Source organism: Pseudomonas sp. B21-059 (genome assembly GCF_026016285.1).
Taxonomy (GTDB): domain Bacteria; phylum Pseudomonadota; class Gammaproteobacteria; order Pseudomonadales; family Pseudomonadaceae; genus Aquipseudomonas; species Aquipseudomonas danubii.
Window position 1 is genome coordinate 229,920 of record NZ_CP087201.1, and the last position, 21,342, is coordinate 251,261.

The following is a 21,342-nucleotide window of genomic DNA, read 5'->3' on the forward strand; positions in this document are numbered from 1 at the left end:
GAGAGCGCTGCAAGGCTCAAGGGCTTGTTCGCCGGCAAGCCGGCAAGCCGGCTCCTACGGGTGAAGGTGCAGGTACGGGAGGGGGTTACCACACGCCAATCTGCACCAGCTTTTCGCTTTCCGGTTCGCCGTAGCGGAAACGCTGGCCCCGCAGGTCGATCTCTTCATGGCTGATGGTGGTGCGGCGTTTCAGGCCGCGCAGCCATTCCAGCAGATACCCCAGGTGTTCTTCACGCACCGCGGCATAGGCCGGGTCCGCCCCCAGGTCATGCAGCTCCTGTGGGTCGTTGTGCAGGTCGAACAGCTGTGGGCGAAAGCCGTCGTAGGCCAGGTACTTCCAGCGTTCGCTGCGCACCATGGTCATGCGGCAACGGTCGATGGGCTGGCCCAGGCGCTCCCGGGCCGGGGCCTGGAAGGCGTAGTCGTATTCGCTGATGGCGTAGCGGCGCCAGTCCGGTTCGGCGCCGTGCAGCAGCGGGATCAGCGAGCGGCCTTCCAGGCGATGTTCGGCTCCCGGCAGGCCCAGGGCCTCAACAAAGGTCGGCAGGGCGTCGATGGTTTCCACCAGGCGTTCATCCACCGTGCCGCGGCTGCTGTCCGCCGCCGCGCGCGGGTCGCGAACAATCAGCGGCACGCCCACCGCCGGCTCCAGCAGAAACTCCTTTTCCCCCAGGTAGTGGTCGCCAAGGAAGTCGCCGTGGTCGCTGGTGAAGACGATCAAAGTGTCGTCCCAGCGGCCGTTGCTCTGGAGGAAATCGAACAGTCGGCCCAACTGATCGTCCACCTGCTTGATCAGCCCCATGTAGGTTGGTACCACATTCAGGCGCACTTCATCCCGGGAAAAATTCAGGCTTTCTTCATGCTGGCGGAAGGCGGCGTAGACCGGGTGATCGTTGAGCTGCCCAGGCGCCGCGCGCACGGCCGGGATGACCTGCTCGGGGCCATACAGGGCGTGGTAGGGCGCGGGGGCGATGTAGGGCCAGTGCGGCTTGATGTAGGACAGGTGCAGGCACCAGGGTTGCTCGCCCTGTTCGCTGATGAAGTCGATGGCGCGGTCGGTGGTGTAGACGGTTTCCGAATGTTCCTCGGCGACCCGGGCCGGCAGGTGCGCGTTGCGCATCTTCCAGCCGCTGAGGATCTGCCCCTGCTCGCCGGCTCCAGCGTTGGCCCAGTCGTGCCAGGGGTTGCGCCCGTCATAGCCCAGCTTGCGCAGGTAATGGGTGTAGGGCGCCGACTCGCGTTTGTCATCGAACAGCGGGTCGTCGGGGTAGATGCCGTCGTGGCGCAAGTAGGGCTCGAAGCCGACTTCGTTCAGCGCCTCGGCTTGCGGGCTTTCGGGGTCGATGGCCAGGCGTTGCAGGGCATCGAGGTTGGGCGTGGCGTGGGTCTTGCCCACCAGCGCGGTGCGAATGCCGTAGGGCCGCAGGTAGTCCCCCAGGGTCAGTTCCTCCAGGGGCAGGGGCACGGCGTTCCACGCCACCTGATGGCTGCTGACATAGCGCCCGGTGTAGGCCGACATCCGTGATGGGCCGCAGATGGTGCCCTGGGTGTAGGCGCGGCTGAAGCGCACCCCGGCGGCGGCCAGGCGATCGATGTTCGGGGTGTGCAGGTGTGGGTGGCCGTAGCACGAGAGGTAATCCCGGCGCAGCTGGTCGCACATGATGTAGAGCACGTTGCGCACGTGCGGATGGGTATTGGACATGGGGGTCACCGAGGGGAAGACAGGCGAGTTTTTTCGCCTCCGGCGGGGCCTCCCGGCAAGCGCATTTGCCGAATAGTTTTGATGCAGGGCGTGCATCGCTCAGGTCCTTGTAGCCGCTGCCGCAGGCTGCGATCGACCGCGCAGCGGCCGCCGGGGATTTGCCGTGGATGGCCGGGGCGAGGACTGTGTCCTCGTTCGCAGCCTCGCAGGCTCGGCAGCGGCTACAGGTGCAAGCGCAGGGGGGCGAGTGTCGGGGCGGGACGCCAGTCAGGGGCTCAGACGGCCAGATTGTCGAGGGACGGCAGCGCTTCGTCCTGTTCGTCGATGGCCTTGATCTCTTCGATCATCGCCGCCGCCAGGGGCGACAGGCGATAGCCGGCGCGGCTGACGATGCCGTAGCGGGTGTAGAGCTCTTCCAGGTCGTCGGCCAGGCCGTCGATCTTCAGGCACACCAGTTCGCCCTTGGCGTTGTGCAAGGCATCGCTGTAGGAGCCGACGATGCCGATGGCGTCCGAGCGCATGACCACGCCCAGCAGGCTGTAGCTGTTTTCGCATTCCACGTTGGGCGTGAAGTCCGGCTTGCCGCTCAGGTCGACAATCACTTTGCGCAGGTTCGGCGGGCGGATGGTCACCGCCAGCGGGTAGCTCATCAGCTCACTGGCGCTGACGCTGGCGCGCTGGGCCAGGGGATGCCCGGCGCGGCAGCAGAAATGCCATTTGCGTGGGCGTAGGCGCTGGGTCAGGTAATCCGGGTCGGCTTCGAAGTGGCGGGTGTCGGCGACGAAGAACTCGAACTCTTCGCTGAGCAGGCGCTTGCTCAGGCTTTGCCAGTCATCCACCTGGAACTGCACCCGGGCCTTGGGGTAGCGCCCGATAAAGCTGCCGATGGCCCGGGGAATCAACCCCGAGGCTGGGGCCGGGCCGCAGCCGAAACGCAACTCTCCCGCCTCCAGGCCATTGAACTGGCTGATCTCGTTGGCCATCTGCTGGGCCCCACTGACCAGCCGACGCGCATGTTCCAGCAGTAACTGGCCCTGTTTGGTCGGCGCCAGATCCTTGCGCCCGCGATCCACCAGCTGGCAGCCAACGCTGTGTTCCAGGGCCTGGATGCTGCGACTGAAGGCCGATTGCGAGAGGTTCACCGCCGCTGCGGCCGCGACAAAGCTGCGCTGTTCAGCGAGGGCGATGAAGTGACGGAGCTGGCGCAGATCGATATGCATTTTTCACATAAAAAATATCGGGGAAATGCATTGGCTATGCATTAGGTCGACTCCTTATAAAGGCAATCTCTTATGCAGTAAATCTTTGTAAAAACATAAATAAATAACTTTAAGGAATATACGAGGCTGTATATTTTCTGACCAGGAGCCGCCCATGAGCCCGTTGTCCCTCGCGTCACCCCTCTCGCCCCGGCGGCTCAAGCGCCTGCCCCTGGCGCTGTTGCTGGCCGGCAGCGCCAGTTGGACGCCGACCTGGGCCGAAGAGGCCCCGGCGCCGGACACCGCGCCGGCCAAGAACAGCGCCAACAAGACCCAGGCCGACGATGGCCAGTTGCAAACGGTGACCGTGACGGCTCGCCGCCGCGAGGAAAGCTCGCAGAGCGTGCCTACGCCGATGAGCGTGGTCAGCGGTCAGGCCCTGGAGAGCCAGCGGGTGTATCGCATCCAGGATCTGCAGCAACTGGTGCCCAGCGTCAACGTCGCCTACATGCATGCGCGCCAGTCCAGCGTGTCGATCCGTAGCCTGGGCAACAACCCGGCCAGCGACGGCCTGGAAGGCAGCGTCGGGCTGTACATCGACAACGTCTATCTGGGACGGCCGGGGATGGCGGTGTTCGACCTGATGGACATCGAACAGCTGGAAGTGCTGCGCGGTCCCCAGGGCACTCTGTTCGGCAAGAACACCACCGCCGGGGTGATCAACATCGGCACCCGGGCGCCGAGCTTCACCCCGGAGCGCAGCATCGAAACCTCCCTCGGCGAAGACGGCTACTTCCAGACCAAGGGCACGATTTCCGGGCCGCTGAGCGATGAGCTGGCCGGGCGTTTTTCCGCCTACCGCACCCGCAGCGACGGCGACATCAAGAACGAGTTCGACGGCCACGATCTGAATGGCGGCTCACGCCAGGGCTTTCGCGGGCAGTTGCTGTACAAGCCCAACGAGCGCTTCAACCTGCGCTGGATCGGCGACTACAACGAAGAGGATTCCAGTGCCGGCACCCGAGTGCTGTACAGCACCGGGCCGACCATCAACGGCACCAATGTCTATGAGTCGCGTGCGGCGGCGGCCGGGGCGACCCTGGTCAACGGTTCGCACCGCAAGGTCAACCTGGACAACGACCAGCATGTCACGGTGTTCCAGGGCGGCACTTCGCTTGAGGCCAACTGGACCCTGCCCAGCGACTTCACGCTGACCTCGGTCAGTTCCTACCGCTGGTGGAATTTCACCCCGCGCAACGACGATGGCCTCAACGTGGCGGCTACCTACAACGCCGGGGTTTCGGTGGAAGACAAACAGTGGTCCCAGGAATTCCGTCTGGCTTCGCCCACTGGCGGCTTCTTCGACTACGTGCTGGGCGCCTACTACTTCGGCTCCGACCTGGACAACAAATCCTTCGCCTATTACGGGCCCAAGGCGGACATCTGGAACGGCACCCCGGCCGGTGCCTTGAGCAACGTCACCAGCATCGGTAACGGGCACATCCAGACCAACAGCTTCGCCCTGTTCGCCCAAGGCACCTGGCACCTCACCGAGCGCCTGGATTTCACCGCTGGCTTGCGGGGCACCTACGAGGAAAAAAGTGCCTGGGTCACCCGCAACGCTCCGCTGGGTGGCGCGGCAGTGGCGGGGGCTGCCGCCAATGCTCGTCGCGGACGCACCGGAGCCTATGACTCCGGTGACCTCAACCAGTACAGCACCAGCCCTTCTGGCCTGCTCAACCTCAGCTACCGCTTCACCGATGACCTGCTGGGCTACGCCACCCTGTCCCACGGCGAGAAGTCCGGCGGAGTCAATCTGATCGTGGGCTCGGCGCCGACCGCCGGGGCGGACTCGCTGTTGATCGGCACCGAGCGCGCCAACAACGCGGAACTGGGCTTCAAGAGCACCCTGTGGGACCGTCGCCTGCAACTCAACGCCAACCTGTTCTGGACTCAGGTCAATGGCTACCAGACCAACGCCTACGACGACGCCAATCGCGTGCAGTACCTGACCAACGCCGGTTCGGTGCGCTCGCGCGGGGTGGAGGTGGAAAGCACCCTGGTGCCGATTCGCGGCCTGACCCTGAACCTCAACGGCTCCTACAACGACGTGCGCTACCTGTCCTACAAGGATGCGCCGTGCCCGCCGGAAGTCAGCCTGCGTCCTGGCGCACCGGCGTCCTGCGACCTCAGCGGCCACCAGGTGGTGGGTGCTTCGAAATGGATCGGCAACGCCAACGGCGAGTACAAGTGGAACCTGGATAACGGCCTGGAAGAGTACGTCACCGCCAGCTATGCGTTCCGTTCCAAAGCGGTGGGCACCGTGGAGGATTCCGAATACGGGCAGATCCCCAGCTACGCCGTGGTCAACCTGTCCACCGGCCTGCGCGGCAACTACGAGCAGGGTCAGTGGGACGTCTCACTGTGGCTGAAGAACGCCTTCGACAAAACCTACTACACCACCCTCTGGACCGGCGGCAACGGTGGTTACGAAGGCCTGCTGGGCACGCCGCGAACCCTGGGCGTCACAGGCCGCTACGACTTCTGAAACCCGGCTTCACGGACCTCGCGCCGCAGAGCCCCCAGGGCATGTCACGCTCGGAAACGACGGTGAGTGTGGCGCAGGCGAGCTGGCTGGACGAGGCGGTTTTGGCCGACGGCCTCAGAAGTAGAAGTACAGGCCGGTATCCCGTTCCAGGGCCAGTCGATTCAGGGCGATCAGCCTGTGGATAAGTTCATCCTCGGGCGTCGCGGCCTGCATCAGGATCGACAGGGCCGTGGCCAGGGCGGCCTGGCCCTGGATCGAGGCGTCTTCGTAGTCGTCGATCAGGCTGCCCAGGGCGCGGTTCAGGCTCGGCAGCAGGTCGCTGCGCGACAGCACCGCCCACTGCTCCGGGGACAGGGCCAGTTCCTCCAGGTCGCCCGGCAGGCACTGGTCCAGATCCAGGCGTTGCTGGGCCTCTTGGCTGGTGGGCACGACTATCCATTTGCCTGGCGTGTTCATGGTTGCCACAGCTCGACAAAGGCCTTGAAGTCGGCCGCCACCGGGTAGCGGCTGGCGCTCTCGGGATCGAAGACTTCCACCGCCACCCGCGGGCTGTTGAAGTCCAGGCAAATCAGCAGGCCACCGGCATCCCGGGCAATCGGCAGGCAACCGGCGGCGAGCCCCGGCACGCGGCCGGGGCTGGCGTACCAGAGCAGGCTCCAGGGTTGGTTGTCCAGGCCGAATTCGAAGAACTCGCTGATGCAGGCGTAGCCGTTGCCATAAGGGAATGTACCGATCCCTGGCGTGGCGGCCGCGGCGTACTGCACCAGCTCCAGGTACAGCGCCGGGAACTCGACGCCGAGGCGTTGCTGCACCTGGGCGATCAGCTGTTCGTCCACCGCCGATCCGGGTTCTATTTCCCAGGCATTCCAGTCCAGGGGCATGTTCGACCTGCGCCTTTTCGTTGAGGGGGCTACGCCCGCGCGAGGGGGATCGGGCGGGCGGCGAGGGGCGATTGTAGGCGTGTCGCCCGGTGCGCGGTAGGCGCTTAGTTGCAGCTGTGACCTTCGGGCAGGGTGACGGTGTATTTGCGCTGCACCCGGTTTTTGAAGTCCAGGTTGTTCAGGCTTTCCTGCACCAGGAAGTCCTCGACCTTGGCGTCCTGGCAGTCCTCGTTATAGGACGAGGCCCGCAGCAGGAACACGGTGCGCCGGCTCTGCTCGTCCTTGGCCTTGATGTTGAAGGTGCTGAGGGTGGTGTAGCCGGTGCGCTCCGAGGAACCCACCGGGCCCCAGGTGGTGGTCGGGGTGCTGTTGCAGACCAGGTTCTTGTCCTTCTTGGTGCTCTGCTTGCACACCGTCTTGGTGCTGCTGGGCACCTGGCCGTAGTCGGTGGCGGTGTAGCGGTAGCTGGTCTTTTCGCTGCCCACGTCGAGGGTGAAGTTCATGCGAAACGGTGGGGGGTTCTTGGGCAGCGATGTCTCGGTGTAGACCTGCTTGAAGCCCATGCCGTGCAGGGCCGCGACCATATCGCGCAGGTAGTAGCTGGCGTTGAGGCCGTGGGCGTCGTTGGCGCCGTTGACGGTCACCAGCACCGGGGCCTGGGGATCGAAGTAGTAGTCCGGAGCCGGGGTAGCGGCGATGGCCACTTCGAGTTTGTTGGCGCAGCCGGTCAAAAGACAGGCGAGTAAAAGCAGCGGGCAGAGCAGGTAGCGAGTCATGAATAAGCCAATGTGCAACGTGAGGAGTGGTAAGGCTTTAACGAACGGGACTCGGATCAAACAAACGCGGGGGGTTACGCGGGCTCGGTGGCCTGGTATTCCAGAAGGTCACCGGGCTGGCAGTCGAGTGCAGCGCAGAGTTTGTCCAGGGTCTCGATTTTCATCCCCTTGACCTTGCCATTTTTCAGCAACGACAGATTCGCCTCGGTAATGCCCAGGATGGCGGCCAGCTCTTTGGAGCGAATCTTGTTTTTAGCCATGACAACGTCAAGCCGAACGATAATGGTCATCTCATTGTTCTATATGTAGTGACTGTGCTCATCACTGAGGACTTTGGCGTCGCGCATGATAATGGAAAACGAGCAGAGCAAGATTCCTTTGACCACCTCATAGGCTGCGTAGGACGAGAAGCCCGCGGAGATCTGCAGAATGCGCTGGCCGGGCGGCAGGTCGATGGACAGGGCCAGGCCTTGCAGGGTTTCCATCATCGGGAAGGTGGCCGGGGCGACGATCCACAGCATGCCCACGCGCCAGAGGATGCGGATGTTGCGATCGCTCCAGGTTTCGCCGCGCGACAGGCGCAGGAAGAACACCCCGGTCAGGTACAGGGCGAAGCTCGACAGCAGCAAGGGCAGGAAGTCGAGGATCACCAGCAGGGTGAAGCTCAGCGACGAGAGTTTGAAATCAGCTTCCAGCAGACGCGGCGAGTGGTCGGCGAAGACGCTGAGCAGGGCACCCAGAACCTGATCCTTGTTGTAGATCCACATTCCGGCATTGCCGCCGACCTCGACCACACCCATGACCCAGGCCAGGATCGCGGCCAGCAGGCCGACCCGTCGTAAGCGGTACTGGGCTGAGCCATTTATTTGGGGGTTCATGCGTCATTCCTTGCAAAACGTTGAGGGTGGCGAATTATTGATAAATAATTATCTGATTACAATAATTTATTTCTCTGTTAATGCCTTGGGTTCATAGCCAGGAATGATGATGTGGAGAGGGAGCTTGATCCCGCTCGGGCGCTTAGCGGCCGTAAAACCTGTGCTTGCGACAGTCAGGGAGTACATATCCACTATCGAAGCCTTTCATCCGCCGCCACGGAGTGTGAGCCCCCACAGTGTCCCTTTGATTTTTCGTTATGTTAGGTATACGTTACATTCAATAAATTTTGTTGCGTATACAGAACATGGACTACTTTCTGATCACCGCGCGCCTTGGCGAGCAGGTTCGCCAGCGCCGCCTGCATCGTGGCCTGACCCAAGCCAGCCTGGCCGCCTTGGCGGGTGTGACCCGGCAAAAGGTCATCGCCATCGAGCGGGGCGATTTGTCGGTGGGCATGGCGGCCTATGCGCGGGTGCTGGGAGCCCTGGACTGTGAATTCACTCTGGTGCCTGCCGCGATGCCCACCTTGGACGAGATCCAGGGAGTGTTCGACTGATGGCCACGGTGCTGCAGGTAGCCACCCCGGCCGGTGAGAGCGGGACAATCCACCGTGGCGCTGGCGATTATCTGTTTCGCTACCGCGATGATGCCCGGGCACAGGCGGCGATCAGTCTGCTGATGCCCGTGCGGTTGGATGAATACCGTTATCGGGAGTTGCACCCGATCTTCCAGATGAACCTGCCCGAAGGCTATGTGCTGGAGCAATTGCGCAACCGCCTGGCCAAGGTGGTGAAGGTCGACCCGATGTTGCTGCTGGCGCTGTCCGGCAGCAGCGCGCCGATCGGGCGGGTCGCGGTGAGCTCGCCCGAAGTCGATGGGCTGTTGCAGCGACAGCAGTTTCCCGGGGAAAAACTTGAAGAAATCCTCGCATGGGATGGCGCCGAGGACATCTTTGCCGACCTGGTGGACCGCTACATCCTGCGTGCCGGGATATCCGGCGTGCAGCCCAAGGTCATGGTGCCGGAGCGGCCTGATGCTGGGGCGCGGCGTTTTACCTCGAACACCTGCGAACTGATCATCAAGAGCGGCCGGGATGAGTTTCCGGGGTTGGCGATCAATGAATTCCTGTGCATGTCGGTGGCCAGGGAGGCGGGGATAGCGGTGCCCGAGTTCTACCTCTCCGATAACGCCAAACTGTTCGTCATGCGCCGCTTCGACCGGGACGAGCAACTCGGTTGCCTGGGGTTTGAAGACATGGCGGCGTTGATGGGGCTGGGGGCGGAGCAGAAATACAGCAAGAGCTATTCGGCCATTGCCAAGGCCGTTCGCCTGTTCTGCCCGCCTGAGCAGGTGCCGGGTTCACTGGCGCAGTTGTTTGCCATGGTCAGCCTGAGCTGCATTGTGGGGAATGGCGATGCCCACCTGAAGAACTTCGGGCTGTTGTATTCCGATCCTGGCCAGCGCGATGCGCGGTTGGCGCCGGCCTACGACATCGTCAACACCACGGCCTACATCCCGCAGGACGTGCTGGCTCTGGATCTGCTGGGCAACAAGTCCCTGTTTGCTTCGCGGCAGGGGTTGCTGGAGTTCGCCAAGGTCTGTGATGTGGCTCGTCCGCAAGAGGTTATTCGCGGGCAGTTGGACGCACTGGAGCGGGTGTTGAGCCGATCGGCCGAATGGGGCGAACGGGCACCGCATGTCGTCGCTGCGATCCGGCAATGTGCCGAGCCATTTATGAAAACCTTTGGCTAGTGCCTGCGTTCGGCCATCGTGTCTAAGGGGGCAGGCAGATCAAAATCCGACGGCGGCCTACCGGCCGGCCTATCTCTGTCGTCCTCCACGTTGCCTGTAACCGCTGCCGCGCCTGCGAGGCTGCGAAAAGGACCGCAGGGCCTTGCTTGGCGATCTCGCGCCGGTCCTCTGATGCCTGGCTGACCGCCGCGAGTCTCCAAGAGCCACTCTGTGCGGTCGAATCAGTCGCGCTGCGGCTCCAGCAAGTCAAACGACAGGACTCTGATCTGCATGTCGGCGCTATAGACGAATCCAACCCGAGCACTGGGATGCAGAGGCTCCGGCAGGCGGTAGCTCTCCCAGGCATTGAGCATGCATTGCCCATCGGCTGATGGCCTGCGCTCCCCCGAGCGCAGGGGCGTGCCCAGCAGCTCGCGAATGTCGGCGTGGGTCATGCTGCGTGAGAACGGGGCGGGCAGTTCGCCGCTGTAGAACGAGCGCCCCTGTTCAAGGGGCATGAGCTCAATCAGTACCTTTTCCAGGGCCAGGCTGTCTTCCCAGAAGTCCAGCATCAGGCCGGGCTCGACGATCACGGTCAGCCATTCGAATTCGTCGTAGAGCTTGCCCGTCGGGCGCTCGATGCGCTCTCCCCGGGCGATCAGTTCTGCATGGCTGAGCCCGAGGTTGCTTACCCAGCGGCTGATCGTTTTAGCGTCCATGTCTTCTCCATTGTCCTGTGCTGAGTGGGGGACTCGTTGGCGCGGGTGGCGTCGGCGGCCGATCTTAGCCGGTCGAAAAGACGAATGGTTCTGTTGTGACACAAAGAAAGCCGCCTGCTGCGCTGGCAGGCGGTTGGTTTGAGGACCGCTGTCAGGCCGGTTGTGGCGCTGTGTCGAGCTGGGCCCTGGCCTGATAACTGGCCGGGCTGAAGATTCGCGTCAACAGCAGCATCGCCAGGACGCCGACGATCAACACCCACCAGGCGCTGACAAAGCTGCCGGTGACTTGCCGCAGCCAGCCGCTCAGCCACGGCGAGACGGCGTTGATCAGAAAGCCCACGCCCTGGACAAAAGCCGCCAGTTGCCCGGCTTCCCGGGGATCGCGGCGGTGATCCAGGGTCAGGATCAGGCTCAGGGCAAAGCACGCTCCGAGGCCGAAGCCGATCAGCGCTACCCACAGGTGCGGGCTCTGCAAGGGCCACAGCACCAGCCCGAGAAACCCTGCGGCCTGGGCCGCGAGGCTGATGCCCAGCAGCGGTCGGCGGTCGCTGCTGCGCTGGGCCAGGGCCGGCATCAGCAGGGCGGCGGTGACTTGGAAAATCGTCATGAAGGCCAGCAGCGAGCCGCTCTGGGTGGCGCTCCAACCCAGCTGCAGGTAGTAGGCCGGCAGCCACGCCACCATGCTCATGTAGCCGCAGTTCACCAAGCCGAAATACAACGCCAGCAGCCAGGCGCGGCGGTTGTTCCAGAGCCCGGCCCGGGGCGCCGGGGGGCCGTTGCGGCGTCCGGCGCCCAGGGGCAGGCACAGCCACAGCAGCAGGGCGGCCATGGCCGGCAGCACCCAGATGCCCAGCCCCATTTGCCAGTGGGCGAAGTGGCTGGCCACCTGCGGGCTGAGCAGGGCGGCGATGCCGCCACCGCCCATCAGCGAGGCCGAGTAGACGCCCATGGCCAGGGCCACGCGCTGTTGGAACTGGCGCTTGATCAGCGCTGGCACCAGGGCCTGGATCAGGGCCACTCCGGCGCCGCCGAGCAGGGCGGTGGCGAGCAAGGCCGCGGCCTGGCCGAAGAACAGCCGCACCAGGCAGGCCAGCAGCACCAGCACTAAACCCAGGGACACGCCGCGGCGTTCGCCGAGACGGGCTTCGATCCGTACCCCGAGCAAGGCCACCAGGCCCATGCAGATCACCGGCAGGCTGGTGAGCCAGGCGCTGCTCTGGAAGCTCATGCCGGTGGCGCCGCGAATCTCGTTGAGCAACGGGCTGACCGAGCTAAGGATGGGGCGCAGGTTCAGCCCCAGGCACACCAGCAGCGCCCAGCCGGCGACGGTCTTGAAGGCCGATTCAGTTCGCTGCATGGCGCGCCTGCCAGTCCTGGTAGAGGGCGGTCATGGCCGCCTGGGGCAGGTGCAGCAGCGGCAAGCGCTGTGCTTCCAGGGGCTGGCTCAGCTCTTGGTAGATGGCCGCGGTGGACAGGCCGAATGGCTCTGCTTGTTCATTGCTGGCGGCGAACACCGCGCGGGAAACGCCGCACAGGTACATGGCGGCCAGGCACATGGGGCACGGCTGGCCGCTGGCGTAGATCACGCAGTCGTCCAGGCGCGGGCCCAGTTGCTGGCTGGCGGCGCGGATGGCGAGCATTTCGGCGTGGGCGGTGGGGTCCTGGCTGAGGTGGATTTCATTCACCGCCTCGGCCAGCACCCGGCCGTTGCGCACCAGCAGCGCGCCGAACGGACGGCCGCCCTGTTCGACATTGCGCCGGGCCAGTGCCACGGCCTGTTGCAGGTAGTGCTGATCGTCGTGCATGGAGGGCTCCTTCAAAGGGGGGCAGGGTTACGCCGCGCCGGCATCGCGCAGCAGCTTGGCAATGGCGCTCTGGCCACGGCGCTCGGCCTGTTGCAGCGGGCTGATACCGGCACGATCCGGCAGGTTCAGGTCGGCGCCGGCGGCAATCAGCTGGGCGACGATCTGCTGGTGCGCCGGGCCGCCGTCGGACAGCACGATGGCTTCCATCAGGCAGGTCCAGCCCAGGTGGTTGACGTGGTTCAGGTCGACGCCGGCTTCGATCAGCAGACGCACGGTTTCCACGTGGCCGCGTTCGCAGGCCGGGATCAGGGCAGTACCGCCGTAGCGGTTGGTGCTCTTGAGGTCGGCGCCGTGGGCCAGGGTCAGCTTGAGGATTTCGTTGTGGCCGCTGGCGCCGGCCAGCAGGTAGGGGCTGTCCTGGATCAGGTTCTTGCGGTTGACGTCGGCCCCGGCTTCGATCAGCGCGCGGGCGATGTCGATGCGGTTGTCGCGGGTGGCCAGCAGCAGCGGGCTGCTGCCGTCCAGGCCACGATCATCGAAGGCTACGCCTTGCTGGATCAGCTGCTGTACCTGCTGTAACCGACCCTTGCGTACTGCATCCAGCAGCGAGTTGTCGCTGGCCATGACCACCCCCGCCGTTAACAGACTTATGGCCATCAGGCCGCGTTTGAAGGACCGCTTGAGCGGCATGGGAACCTCCCGTTCCTGCTGGTGAAAGGGGAGTATGGTGAAGCCCTTGGGTATTCTGAAATTAAATATAATCATGCCAATCAGTGGCTATCAGAATGGTGATGAGTAATGTTCGATCCCGTGTTGCTACGCAGTTTCGTGGCGGTTGCCGACTGCCAGAACTTCACCCGCGCGGCCGAGCGCCTGCACTTGACCCAGTCCACCGTGAGCCAGCAGGTGCGGCGCCTGGAGGAGAGCCTGGGCTGCCAGTTGCTTGACCGCGATCAGCGCCGGGTGGTGGCCACGGTGGAGGGCGAGCGCCTGCTGGCCTATGCCCGGCGCATCCTGGCTCTGCATGAGGAGGCCAGCGACGTCTTGATCAACCAGCGCGGCGAGGAAGTGCTGCGCCTGGGGGTGCCGGAAGACTTTGCCGCCGAGCGCCTGATGCCGATGCTCTCGCGCTTTGGCCGCGACTATCCGGCGGTGCGCCTGGAGGTCACCAGTGGTCTGGGACCGGAGTTGCTGCGCCAGTTCCGCCGTGGCGAGTTCGACCTGCTGCTGGTCAAGCAGATGGGCCACAGCGACGACTGCGTGGAATCCTGGCCCGAGCCTTTGTGCTGGGTCGACAGTCTGCGCCAGCCGGCCTTGGGCCGCGATCCGCTGCCGCTGGTGGCGTTCCCGGTGGGCGGTTTGTATCGCCAGGAAATGCTTCACCACCTGGAAGTCGGCGGCTGGCCGTGGCGCATCGCCTATTCCAGCGCCAGCCTGGCCAGTGTCTGCTCGGCGGTGGCGGCGGGCCTGGGCATCAGCCTGTTGCCGGTGCGGGTGCTGGGCAAGGGCCATCGGATGCTCGACGCCGCCAGCGGCTTGCCGGATATCCAGGGCGTGCGCCTGGCGCTGTATGCCGGCAGTGGCCTAAGTCGGGCCGGCAAGGCATTACAAGAGCAGTTGCGAGCAGTGGCCAGTGTCAAGCCGCAAGTTGAAAACACCGGGAAGTTATAAGTGCTTTTGTTTCGGTCATAACTTATAGAGAGCCGATTGCAGGCTATAGCTATTTAATTAGTTATTGCGCAAGTTTGTTTTGGACAGAGTTATAAACGCCGACCATGCTGGGTTTGTGAGTTCCAGGAGGAACTTGCTTCATTGGACGAAACATTCAACCGCATAAGGAAACCCGCATTATGTCGAGCATCAATGGAACCTATGTAAACTCCAACGCTGACGCCCGTCTGGTCGTGACCGACGGCAACGACTCCAACGGTTCGTTCAGCGGTGAGTTGACCCAGGCTGGGGTCAAGTACAGCGTCGCTGGGCATTACCACTTCCAGAACAGCACCGGGCAGCCGACCATCATCAATGTATCCGGCTACAACGATGGCTACGGTTACCAGGCCTGGGCGCTGTTCTCACCCGATCACAACTATTCCCGGTTGCGCGCCTCCGGTGCCCGCAGCAACTTCAGCGGCGATGTGGTCGGCCTGAGCGGCGAGTTCGTCAAGCAATAACAAGTTCGATAATAAACAGCCGCTGAATACGCGCTGCCTTATATAAGGTGGCGTGCCGGTTCAGCGGCTTTGTCGTGTCCGCTTGTAAAGTTAATTAAATACATGGGCGCTGAAGTTAGTTTCGAGTGCAATGGGGTTCTATTGTTTTTCTGCACTAACAGGCCTGTTTCGATGCTTTGCAGGAATATTTTCAATGCCTGCAAGGCATGGCGTTTTTCCCTCTTGGCTACAGCCCTTGAATCACGTGGCCTGAGCTGTTCCGGGTGAATTCAATATTCCGTTCCGATCTATCTATAACTTGAAAGATTACTTTAAGAGATAAGCGTGGGGCACTGATCATTGACCCCGCGGCACCGTTGCGTGGGGGGTGTTCAAACGCCGGTGCCGGGTTTTTCAAAAGATCGTAGGGAGTGAATCCATGGGCAATGTCCAGACCGCCGCCAGTGCACACGAGGTGCTGTGGCGCCAGGCACCGAGCGGCGAGTTGGTCGACCTCGGCCGGCCTCACCGCTTGCCGCTGGGCCAACTGCGTCTGCAACGCACGCCCAAGGGAATTTTGCGCCGCCGGGAGGCATTCATCCTTGGCGCGGCGGCGCTGCTGCTGCATGCGGCGGTGATCTACTGGCTGAGCCAGAAGCCGACCCCGGTGCTGCCGATCGTGCCGCCGGAAATCCCGCCCATGACCATCGAGTTCTCGCACCCGGCGCCGCCTGTAGTGGAGCCGCCTCCGCCTGTGCCGGTACAGCCAGTGGTGGAGCCACCACCTCCGGTGGAGGACGAGCTGGCGGTCAAGCCGCCACCGCCCAAGCCGGTGCCTAAACCCAAGCCTAAGCCCGTGCCCAAACCCGAGCCGAAGCCTGCACCCAAACCGGTGCAGCAGACGCCGGCACCGCCGCAGCCGGCCGCCCCGGTAGCCGCTCCGGCGCCACCCGCGCCACCGGCCCCGGCCCCTGTGACGCCGGCTTCGGCCAGTGCCGCGTACCTGAAGAACCCGGCGCCGGAATACCCGTCCCTGGCTCAGCGCCGGGGCTGGGAAGGCACGGTGCTGCTGCGGGTGCATGTGCTGGCCAGCGGCAAGCCGGGGGAGATCCAGATCCAGAAGAGCAGCGGTCGCCAGCAGCTCGACGATGCGGCCCTGGCTGCGGTCAAGCGCTGGAGTTTCGTTCCGGCCAAACAGGGCGACGTGGCCCAGGACGGCTGGGTCAGCGTACCCATCGACTTCAAGATTCATTGAGCCGCAAGGCCGATCAACCAACACGCGCTAAACGCTTACACAGAGGGAACACATCATGACGTTACTGGCATCTCCACTGGAATCCATCGAAAGCGCGGTGATCTGGCTGTTGGTGGTCTTCTCCGTCGCCACCTGGGGCCTGGCCCTGGTCAAGGGCGTGCAGTTCGCCCGCCTCAAGTCCCAGGATCGCAAGTTCCACAATCAGTTCTGGGCGGCGTCCAGCCTCGACTCCGCTGCCTCGTTGAGTGAAACCCAGCCCGGCGCGGCGGCCCGGGTGGCCCAGGCCGGCTATGCGGCGATCCAGGTCGGCGACGCCCCCCATGCAGCGGACCTGAGCCAGGCGATCAACCATCAGGACCGCCTCGAACGGGCCTTGCGCCAGCAGATCGTGCGCGAGCGCCGCTCCCTGGAAAGCGGCCTGGCGGTGGTCGCCAGTATCGGTAGCACCTCGCCCTTTATCGGCCTGTTCGGCACCGTGTGGGGGATCATGGAAGCCTTGAAAGGCATCAGCGCGGCGGGCTCGGCGAGCCTGGAAACCGTGGCCGGTCCCATCGGCGCCGCCCTGGTGGCCACCGGCGTGGGGATCGCCGTCGCAGTGCCGGCGGTGCTGGTCTACAACTACTTCCTGCGGCGCCTGAAGCTCACCGCAGCGGACCTGGACGACTTCGCCCACGACTTCTACAGCCTGGCGCAGAAGAACTCGTTCCGCGTGCTGATCCACCCGAGCGTGCACAAGGCTGCGGCCCAGGGCAGCCTGCAAAAAGTGCAGGAGGCGTCCTGATATGGCCTTCTCCACCCAAGACAGCGATGAGGTGCTGAGCGAGATCAACGTCACGCCATTGGTGGACGTGATGCTGGTACTGCTGGTGGTGTTCATCGTCACCGCGCCGCTGCTGACCAACGCCATCCCGATCAACCTGCCCAAGACCGAGGCCGTGGCCCCGGTGGAACAGAAAGACCCGCTGGTGGTGAGCATCGACGGCGCCGGCAAACTCTTTATCAACAAGGACGAGATCCAGCCGGACCTGCTGGAAACCAACTTGCAAGCGGCCAAGGCCAAGGACCCGCAAGTGCGGGTCCAGCTGCAGGCCGACGATGGCGTCAACTACGGGGAAGTGGCCCGGGCCATGGCGTCCATCGAGCGTGCGGGCATCACCAAGCTGTCGGTGATTACCGCGCGCTGACACCGAGCAACAAAGCCACGACTTTTCAGGCCGTCTCCTTGGCAGGGTGCGGCCTTTTTTTTGCCAGACACTTTTAGCGTCTTCCTGGGCGTGCCTGAGACCTCATGGTTTGCCAGCGATGCGTGTTCTGTCCCTGGTCAGCGTCAGGCTCAGTACCACCGCACTGAGGATGATGCCGCCGACGATGGCCAGCGACCAATGGACCGGCATATGGAACCAGGGCGCGGCCAGCATTTTGCTTCCGATAAACACCAGCACTATGGCCAGTCCGTACTTGAGCAGATGGAACCGCTCAGCCATGTCCGCGAGCAGGAAGTACAAGGCGCGCAGGCCCATGATGGCGAATATGTTGGAGGTGAACACGATGAAGGGATCGGTGGTCACGGCGAAAATCGCCGGGATGCTATCGACCGCAAAAATCAGGTCGCTGGCCTCGATCAGCACCAGCACCAGGAACATCGGCGTCGCCCAGCGCAGGCCATTGTGGATGACAAAAAAACGCTCGCCGTGAAACTCCTGGGTGACGCGCAAGTGCTTGCGCATCCAGCGCAGTATCGGGTTTTTGTCGAGGTCGGGTTGTTGCTCGGCAAAGATCAGCATCTTGATGCCCGTGACGACCAGCAGGACTCCGAAGACGTAGAGCAGCCAGGCGAACTCCTGTACCAGCCAGACGCCGGCGAGAATCATTGCTGCACGCATGACGATGGCACCGAGTACGCCGTACAGCAGCACGCGCCGCTGCAATGGCGGCGGTACGGCGAAATAGCTGAAGATCATCACGAAGACGAACATGTTGTCGATCGACAGTGACTGTTCGATCAGGTAGCCGGTGAGGAACTCAAGGGTTTTGCGCTGGGCGATTTGCGCACCCAGCGTATCGTTCAGATACCACCAGAGCAGACCGGCGAAGACCAATGCCAGGCTGGCCCAGGCTATGACCCAGGCCAGCGCCTCCCGGGCCGAAACCCGATGGGCCTTGCGCCCACCGAAGACAAACAGGTCAAGCGCCAGTACGGCGATGACGAAGACGATGAAAGCAGCCCACATCCAAGGTTCACCGATGTTCATCGCGGCCACGCCTCAAATGAGTTGAGGTTTATCCCCCGTGACAGTCTTGGAATGACGCACCCCGGGGGCGGATGGTTCTCATCCTAGCCAGCCGGTTTGATCAAGAAAAAGTCGTATATTTTTGGCCGATAGTTCGATGCCGACGAATTGTTTGCGCGCAGGCAAAAGGATTGAAGGAGGCAGGCCTTATATTCTTTTGAGGTATTAATAAATAGCTTCTTATTCCTTAACGAATATAAATCCCCTCCCTATACTCGTCCGGGAACAGACACGCAGCAGGAGAGTTCCCCATGCGCAACGAATCCATTCGCTACTTGATTGTGCCGGGCTGGCAAGGATCGCCAGAAGATCATTGGCAAACCCATTGGCAGAACAGCCTGCCCAACAGTGCGCGGGTGGAGCAGGCCGATTGGCTGACGCCGCGTCGTGAAGACTGGGTGGCGGCCCTGGCCGAAGCCATCGCCATCGACGACACCCCGGTGATCCTGATTGCCCACAGTCTGGGTTGCATCACCGTGGCCCATTGGGCGGCGCGCGCGCCCGCGGCAGCGCTGCGCCAGGTGCGCGGTGCGCTGCTGGTGGCGCCGGCGGATGTCGAGCGTGCGGCCTGCGCGCCGGCCCTGCGCAATTTCGCGCCGATTCCCCGGGACCTGCTGCCGTTCCCCAGCCAGGTGGTGAGTTCGGACAACGACAGCGCCGTCAGCGCGCCGCGTGCCCTGGAACTGGCCCGTGACTGGGGCGCCGAAGCCGGGATTCTGGCGGGAGCCGGGCATATCAACGTCAAGTCCGGCCACCAGCGCTGGGAGCAGGGATTCGCCTATCTCTATCGCCTGCAGAACCGCATGGAACAACACGCCTTGCGTCGTGCCTGACCGTATTTTCCCTGTTTAAACGCCCCCGTCCTCAGGCGGTTTTGGGCGGGAGTCTGCCATGAGTCCTCACACCCCTTTCGGCCAGCCGCTGCTGACCTTTCCCGATGCGGAAAAAAGTCCCCTGAGCATCCGCGCCAAGGCGCTGGTGTTCGTCGATCCACGTTCGCGACAACTGCGTGAAGAGCTGGAGCAACTGGCGCCCCGTGCGATCTCGGTGCTGATCCGTGGTGAAACCGGCACCGGCAAGGAGCTGCTGGCCCGACACATCCACCGTGCCAGCGACCGCAGCGGGCTGTTTGTCTCGGTCAACTGCGGCGCCATCAGCCCCACCTACGCCGACGCCGAACTATTCGGCTACGCCGCCGGCAGCTTCAGCGGCTCCGCCAGCAGCCGGGCCGGCTGGTTCGGTTCGGCCAATGGCGGAACCCTGTACCTGGACGAGATCGGCGACTTGCCGCTGCCGATCCAGACCAAGCTGCTGGCAGCCCTGGAGAACCACGAAGTGACCCGGGTCGGCGCCCAGCAACCGAGCCCGGTGGATGTGCGCCTGGTGGCGGCCACCAGCATCGACCTGGCCCAGGCGGTGGCGGCGGGCAAGTTTCATGAGCGCCTGTACCGCTACCTCAGCGAGGGCCAGTTGGAGCTGCCGGCGCTGCGCGAGCGGGTCGGGGATATCGAGTCCCTGGCCGAGTATTTCCTGGGGATCTACAGCCAGCGCCTGGACCTGCCGGTGCCGCTGATCAGCGAAGCCGCGCAACAGGCCCTGGAGCGCCACAGCTGGCCGGGCAATACCCGGGAGCTGGAGAACGTCATTCACTTTGCGCTGCTGGTCAGCAGCGGCGAGGAAATTCTTCCCGAGCACCTCAACCTGCCGCCGACGCGCTCGCCGCTGGAGCAGATCGAGCTGCTGCTGCGGCAGATCGCCGAGAGCGATTCAGACGCGGATCGCCAGGCCCTCAAGCGCCTGCTGGCGGTGTAGCCGCTGCCGCAGGCTGCGACCGGCTGCGCAGCAGACGCAAAGCCGTTCACCACGATCCTGCTGGAGAGCCCCGATGCCCCTGGCGCCGACTGCGTCGTCGTTCGCAGCCTGCGGCAGCGGCTACAGGGGAGTGCTAGGCCCTCAAGCGCCTGCGGCAGCGGCTACAGGGCGCGGTGGTGGGGCGGGATGTATGAACAAAATGGAATATGAACGTGAATAAAAGATATTGTTCGGGAATAAAAAATCTCGGTATTGTCCGCTTCACGCCAGCAGTGGCACATCACTGGCACCCAGATAAGCACCTCATTTGAAGCCGTCGTCGATCCCGACACCTAAGGACCTTGCATGAAAAAAGTTCTGTTGTTCACCGCACTGGCGGCAGCCCTGAGCGCCGGTATTGCCCAGGCCGGCGAGAAGCTGGTGGTTGCCGCGACCCCGGTGCCCCACGCCGAGATTCTCGAGCTGATCAAGCCCACCCTGGCCAAGGAAGGCGTGGACCTGGAAATCAAGGTTTTCACCGACTACGTGCAACCCAACGTACAGGTCGATCAGAAGCGTCTGGACGCCAACTACTTCCAGACCCTGCCGTACCTGAAGAACTTCAACGAGGGCAAGGGCACTCACCTGGAAACCGTGATCGGTGTGCACGTCGAACCCTTCGGCGGCTACTCGAAGAAGGTCAAGTCCCTGGCCGAGCTGAAAGATGGCGCCACCATTGCCATCCCCAACGAAGGAAGCAACAGCGGCCGTGCCCTGATCCTGCTGCACAAGGCCGGTCTGATCGAGCTCAAGGACCCGAAGAACGCCGTGTCCACGCCCAAGGACATCGCCAAGAACCCGCACAACTTCAAGTTCAAGGAGCTTGAGTCGGCCATGCTGCCACGGGTCCTGGATCAGGTTGACCTGGACATGATCAACACCAACTACGCCCTGGAAGCGGGCCTGAACCCGGCCAAGGATGCGCTGGTCATCGAAGGCGCCGATTCGCCTTACGTGAACTACCTGGTGGCGCGTCCGGACAACAAGGACAGCGCGGCGATCCAGAAGCTGGCCAAGGCCCTGACCAGCCCAGAGGTCAAAGCCTTCATCGAGAAGAAATACAGCGGCGCGGTCCTGCCGGCGTTCTGATGAACTAGGCTACTGAAGCGACAAACCCCTTCAAGGTTTGAACGCCGACGGCTATCACAGCGTCGGCGTTTTTTATTGCGTCGGCAAAAGCCGCAGGAGCCGGCCGGGCGGCGTTCTGCTTGCCGGCGAAGAGGTCCTCAGGCCGGGTACAAACCTGAAGGGCGCCTTCGCTGGCAAGCCAGCTCCTACACAAGCCAGCTCCTACACAAGCCAGCGCTTACACAAGTGGAGCGCTTTTGGCGGTGGCTTGGGTGGCGCGGCGCAACGCCGTCAGCCACTTCATCAGTTCATGGGGGGGCAGGGGTTGCGGGGGCTTTGTATCGGCCATGGTGGTCGTCCTTGAGGGGTGTAGCGTCCAGTGGAGGTGCGGGCGCGAAAGCTCCGTTCGACCCGGTTGAAAAGGTAGTAGCCCGGCGCCAGCCCGGCAAATCCGCGGGTTAGGTTTTTGGGTGATATCAATATG

At 63.3% G+C, this 21,342-nt stretch carries 23 protein-coding genes; 11 read left to right on the forward strand and 12 right to left on the reverse strand.

Annotated features, from left to right (window positions below):
* Positions 1-85: 85 nt before the first annotated feature.
* Both LOY69_RS01040 and LOY69_RS01045 read right to left on the reverse strand, forming a co-directional pair.
* Complete coding sequence (locus LOY69_RS01040) at positions 86-1,702, reverse strand: alkaline phosphatase family protein (protein ID WP_265074018.1); 1,617 nt, start codon at positions 1,700-1,702, stop codon at positions 86-88.
* A 275-nt stretch (positions 1,703-1,977) separates the two neighbouring features.
* Entirely contained in the window at positions 1,978-2,922 is a 945-nt protein-coding gene (locus tag LOY69_RS01045; protein WP_110651204.1) for a LysR family transcriptional regulator, read from the reverse strand.
* Between the two features lie 154 nt (positions 2,923-3,076).
* On the opposite strand from LOY69_RS01045, the gene LOY69_RS01050 reads away from it, so the two are divergent.
* Complete coding sequence (locus LOY69_RS01050) at positions 3,077-5,449, forward strand: TonB-dependent receptor (protein ID WP_265074019.1); 2,373 nt, start codon at positions 3,077-3,079, stop codon at positions 5,447-5,449.
* Between the two features lie 114 nt (positions 5,450-5,563).
* Here the strand turns inward: LOY69_RS01050 and LOY69_RS01055 are convergent, their stop codons facing one another.
* From LOY69_RS01055 to LOY69_RS01075, 5 genes are all read right to left on the reverse strand, one after another.
* Positions 5,564-5,878, reverse strand: coding sequence for a hypothetical protein (locus LOY69_RS01055; protein WP_102882709.1), 315 nt, complete (start codon positions 5,876-5,878; stop codon positions 5,564-5,566).
* Between the two features lie 23 nt (positions 5,879-5,901).
* Positions 5,902-6,330 (reverse strand): SMI1/KNR4 family protein, encoded by a 429-nt coding sequence (locus LOY69_RS01060; RefSeq protein ID WP_265074020.1) that lies wholly within the window; start codon positions 6,328-6,330, stop codon positions 5,902-5,904.
* A gap of 104 nt (positions 6,331-6,434) precedes the next feature.
* Positions 6,435-7,106: a hypothetical protein gene (locus tag LOY69_RS01065; protein ID WP_102882710.1), complete on the reverse strand. Its 672-nt coding sequence runs from the start codon at positions 7,104-7,106 to the stop codon at positions 6,435-6,437.
* A 74-nt stretch (positions 7,107-7,180) separates the two neighbouring features.
* A complete protein-coding gene (locus LOY69_RS01070) occupies positions 7,181-7,396 on the reverse strand; it encodes a helix-turn-helix domain-containing protein (protein WP_011058598.1) in 216 nt (71 codons plus the stop codon).
* Positions 7,397-7,405: 9 nt separating this feature from the next.
* On the reverse strand, positions 7,406-7,984 hold the full coding sequence (locus LOY69_RS01075) for a hypothetical protein (RefSeq protein ID WP_102882711.1): 579 nt from the start codon (positions 7,982-7,984) through the stop codon (positions 7,406-7,408).
* A 305-nt stretch (positions 7,985-8,289) separates the two neighbouring features.
* Here LOY69_RS01075 and LOY69_RS01080 point away from each other — a divergent pair, with 305 nt between their 5' ends.
* Entirely contained in the window at positions 8,290-8,541 is a 252-nt protein-coding gene (locus LOY69_RS01080) for a helix-turn-helix transcriptional regulator (RefSeq protein WP_092318531.1), read from the forward strand.
* On the forward strand, positions 8,541-9,737 hold the full coding sequence (locus LOY69_RS01085; protein ID WP_265074021.1) for a type II toxin-antitoxin system HipA family toxin: 1,197 nt from the start codon (positions 8,541-8,543) through the stop codon (positions 9,735-9,737). Before LOY69_RS01080 ends, LOY69_RS01085 begins: the two co-directional genes overlap by 1 nt.
* Positions 9,738-9,958: 221 nt before the next feature.
* Here LOY69_RS01085 and LOY69_RS01090 read toward each other — a convergent pair whose 3' ends face one another.
* The 4 genes from LOY69_RS01090 to LOY69_RS01105 all read right to left on the reverse strand — a co-directional run bounded on the left by LOY69_RS01090 (position 9,959) and on the right by LOY69_RS01105 (position 12,930).
* Complete coding sequence (locus tag LOY69_RS01090; protein ID WP_265074022.1) at positions 9,959-10,435, reverse strand: DUF6392 family protein; 477 nt, start codon at positions 10,433-10,435, stop codon at positions 9,959-9,961.
* A 151-nt stretch (positions 10,436-10,586) separates the two neighbouring features.
* Complete coding sequence (locus LOY69_RS01095; protein ID WP_265074023.1) at positions 10,587-11,792, reverse strand: CynX/NimT family MFS transporter; 1,206 nt, start codon at positions 11,790-11,792, stop codon at positions 10,587-10,589.
* On the reverse strand, positions 11,779-12,240 hold the full coding sequence (locus tag LOY69_RS01100; protein ID WP_265074024.1) for a nucleoside deaminase: 462 nt from the start codon (positions 12,238-12,240) through the stop codon (positions 11,779-11,781). Before LOY69_RS01100 ends, LOY69_RS01095 begins: the two co-directional genes overlap by 14 nt.
* Before the next feature lie 27 nt (positions 12,241-12,267).
* The gene (locus LOY69_RS01105; RefSeq protein WP_372840122.1) at positions 12,268-12,930 is read right to left on the reverse strand and encodes an ankyrin repeat domain-containing protein; all 663 of its coding nucleotides are present in this window, start codon (positions 12,928-12,930) and stop codon (positions 12,268-12,270) included.
* Positions 12,931-13,038: 108 nt separating this feature from the next.
* Here LOY69_RS01105 and LOY69_RS01110 point away from each other — a divergent pair, with 108 nt between their 5' ends.
* From LOY69_RS01110 to LOY69_RS01130, 5 genes are all read left to right on the forward strand, one after another.
* Complete coding sequence (locus tag LOY69_RS01110; protein ID WP_265074025.1) at positions 13,039-13,911, forward strand: LysR family transcriptional regulator; 873 nt, start codon at positions 13,039-13,041, stop codon at positions 13,909-13,911.
* A gap of 179 nt (positions 13,912-14,090) precedes the next feature.
* Positions 14,091-14,414, forward strand: a complete 324-nt coding sequence (locus tag LOY69_RS01115; protein WP_016963092.1) for a hypothetical protein — start codon at positions 14,091-14,093, stop codon at positions 14,412-14,414.
* A gap of 418 nt (positions 14,415-14,832) precedes the next feature.
* Entirely contained in the window at positions 14,833-15,648 is an 816-nt protein-coding gene (locus tag LOY69_RS01120; RefSeq protein WP_110651186.1) for an energy transducer TonB, read from the forward strand.
* A 55-nt stretch (positions 15,649-15,703) separates the two neighbouring features.
* Positions 15,704-16,429, forward strand: a complete 726-nt coding sequence (locus tag LOY69_RS01125) for a MotA/TolQ/ExbB proton channel family protein (protein WP_265074026.1) — start codon at positions 15,704-15,706, stop codon at positions 16,427-16,429.
* Position 16,430: 1 nt separating this feature from the next.
* Entirely contained in the window at positions 16,431-16,832 is a 402-nt protein-coding gene (locus LOY69_RS01130; RefSeq protein ID WP_011058607.1) for an ExbD/TolR family protein, read from the forward strand.
* Between the two features lie 102 nt (positions 16,833-16,934).
* On the opposite strand, the gene LOY69_RS01135 is transcribed toward LOY69_RS01130, so the two are convergent.
* Complete coding sequence (locus LOY69_RS01135; protein WP_265074027.1) at positions 16,935-17,900, reverse strand: TerC family protein; 966 nt, start codon at positions 17,898-17,900, stop codon at positions 16,935-16,937.
* 290 nt (positions 17,901-18,190) lie between these two features.
* On the opposite strand from LOY69_RS01135, the gene LOY69_RS01140 reads away from it, so the two are divergent.
* The 3 genes from LOY69_RS01140 to LOY69_RS01150 all read left to right on the forward strand — a co-directional run bounded on the left by LOY69_RS01140 (position 18,191) and on the right by LOY69_RS01150 (position 20,879).
* A complete protein-coding gene (locus LOY69_RS01140) occupies positions 18,191-18,772 on the forward strand; it encodes an alpha/beta hydrolase (protein WP_102862617.1) in 582 nt (193 codons plus the stop codon).
* A gap of 58 nt (positions 18,773-18,830) precedes the next feature.
* A complete protein-coding gene (locus tag LOY69_RS01145; RefSeq protein ID WP_102862618.1) occupies positions 18,831-19,751 on the forward strand; it encodes a sigma 54-interacting transcriptional regulator in 921 nt (306 codons plus the stop codon).
* A gap of 345 nt (positions 19,752-20,096) precedes the next feature.
* Complete coding sequence (locus tag LOY69_RS01150) at positions 20,097-20,879, forward strand: MetQ/NlpA family ABC transporter substrate-binding protein (protein WP_102882719.1); 783 nt, start codon at positions 20,097-20,099, stop codon at positions 20,877-20,879.
* Positions 20,880-21,342 lie beyond the last annotated feature (463 nt).

What these genes read in the sequence shown, in the direction of transcription:
- LOY69_RS01040 (WP_265074018.1), bottom strand. Translation starts at nt 1,702, where the DNA reads ATGTCCAATACCCATCCGCACGTGCGCAACGTGCTCTACATCATGTGC.
- LOY69_RS01045 (WP_110651204.1), bottom strand. Translation starts at nt 2,922, where the DNA reads ATGCATATCGATCTGCGCCAGCTCCGTCACTTCATCGCCCTCGCTGAA.
- LOY69_RS01050 (WP_265074019.1), top strand. Translation starts at nt 3,077, where the DNA reads ATGAGCCCGTTGTCCCTCGCGTCACCCCTCTCGCCCCGGCGGCTCAAG.
- LOY69_RS01060 (WP_265074020.1), bottom strand. Translation starts at nt 6,330, where the DNA reads ATGCCCCTGGACTGGAATGCCTGGGAAATAGAACCCGGATCGGCGGTG.
- LOY69_RS01065 (WP_102882710.1), bottom strand. Translation starts at nt 7,106, where the DNA reads ATGACTCGCTACCTGCTCTGCCCGCTGCTTTTACTCGCCTGTCTTTTG.
- LOY69_RS01070 (WP_011058598.1), bottom strand. Translation starts at nt 7,396, where the DNA reads ATGACCATTATCGTTCGGCTTGACGTTGTCATGGCTAAAAACAAGATT.
- LOY69_RS01075 (WP_102882711.1), bottom strand. Translation starts at nt 7,984, where the DNA reads ATGAACCCCCAAATAAATGGCTCAGCCCAGTACCGCTTACGACGGGTC.
- LOY69_RS01080 (WP_092318531.1), top strand. Translation starts at nt 8,290, where the DNA reads ATGGACTACTTTCTGATCACCGCGCGCCTTGGCGAGCAGGTTCGCCAG.
- LOY69_RS01085 (WP_265074021.1), top strand. Translation starts at nt 8,541, where the DNA reads ATGGCCACGGTGCTGCAGGTAGCCACCCCGGCCGGTGAGAGCGGGACA.
- LOY69_RS01090 (WP_265074022.1), bottom strand. Translation starts at nt 10,435, where the DNA reads ATGGACGCTAAAACGATCAGCCGCTGGGTAAGCAACCTCGGGCTCAGC.
- LOY69_RS01095 (WP_265074023.1), bottom strand. Translation starts at nt 11,792, where the DNA reads ATGCAGCGAACTGAATCGGCCTTCAAGACCGTCGCCGGCTGGGCGCTG.
- LOY69_RS01100 (WP_265074024.1), bottom strand. Translation starts at nt 12,240, where the DNA reads ATGCACGACGATCAGCACTACCTGCAACAGGCCGTGGCACTGGCCCGG.
- LOY69_RS01105 (WP_372840122.1), bottom strand. Translation starts at nt 12,930, where the DNA reads ATGCCGCTCAAGCGGTCCTTCAAACGCGGCCTGATGGCCATAAGTCTG.
- LOY69_RS01110 (WP_265074025.1), top strand. Translation starts at nt 13,039, where the DNA reads ATGTTCGATCCCGTGTTGCTACGCAGTTTCGTGGCGGTTGCCGACTGC.
- LOY69_RS01115 (WP_016963092.1), top strand. Translation starts at nt 14,091, where the DNA reads ATGTCGAGCATCAATGGAACCTATGTAAACTCCAACGCTGACGCCCGT.
- LOY69_RS01120 (WP_110651186.1), top strand. Translation starts at nt 14,833, where the DNA reads ATGGGCAATGTCCAGACCGCCGCCAGTGCACACGAGGTGCTGTGGCGC.
- LOY69_RS01125 (WP_265074026.1), top strand. Translation starts at nt 15,704, where the DNA reads ATGACGTTACTGGCATCTCCACTGGAATCCATCGAAAGCGCGGTGATC.
- LOY69_RS01130 (WP_011058607.1), top strand. Translation starts at nt 16,431, where the DNA reads ATGGCCTTCTCCACCCAAGACAGCGATGAGGTGCTGAGCGAGATCAAC.
- LOY69_RS01135 (WP_265074027.1), bottom strand. Translation starts at nt 17,900, where the DNA reads ATGAACATCGGTGAACCTTGGATGTGGGCTGCTTTCATCGTCTTCGTC.
- LOY69_RS01140 (WP_102862617.1), top strand. Translation starts at nt 18,191, where the DNA reads ATGCGCAACGAATCCATTCGCTACTTGATTGTGCCGGGCTGGCAAGGA.
- LOY69_RS01145 (WP_102862618.1), top strand. Translation starts at nt 18,831, where the DNA reads ATGAGTCCTCACACCCCTTTCGGCCAGCCGCTGCTGACCTTTCCCGAT.
- LOY69_RS01150 (WP_102882719.1), top strand. Translation starts at nt 20,097, where the DNA reads ATGAAAAAAGTTCTGTTGTTCACCGCACTGGCGGCAGCCCTGAGCGCC.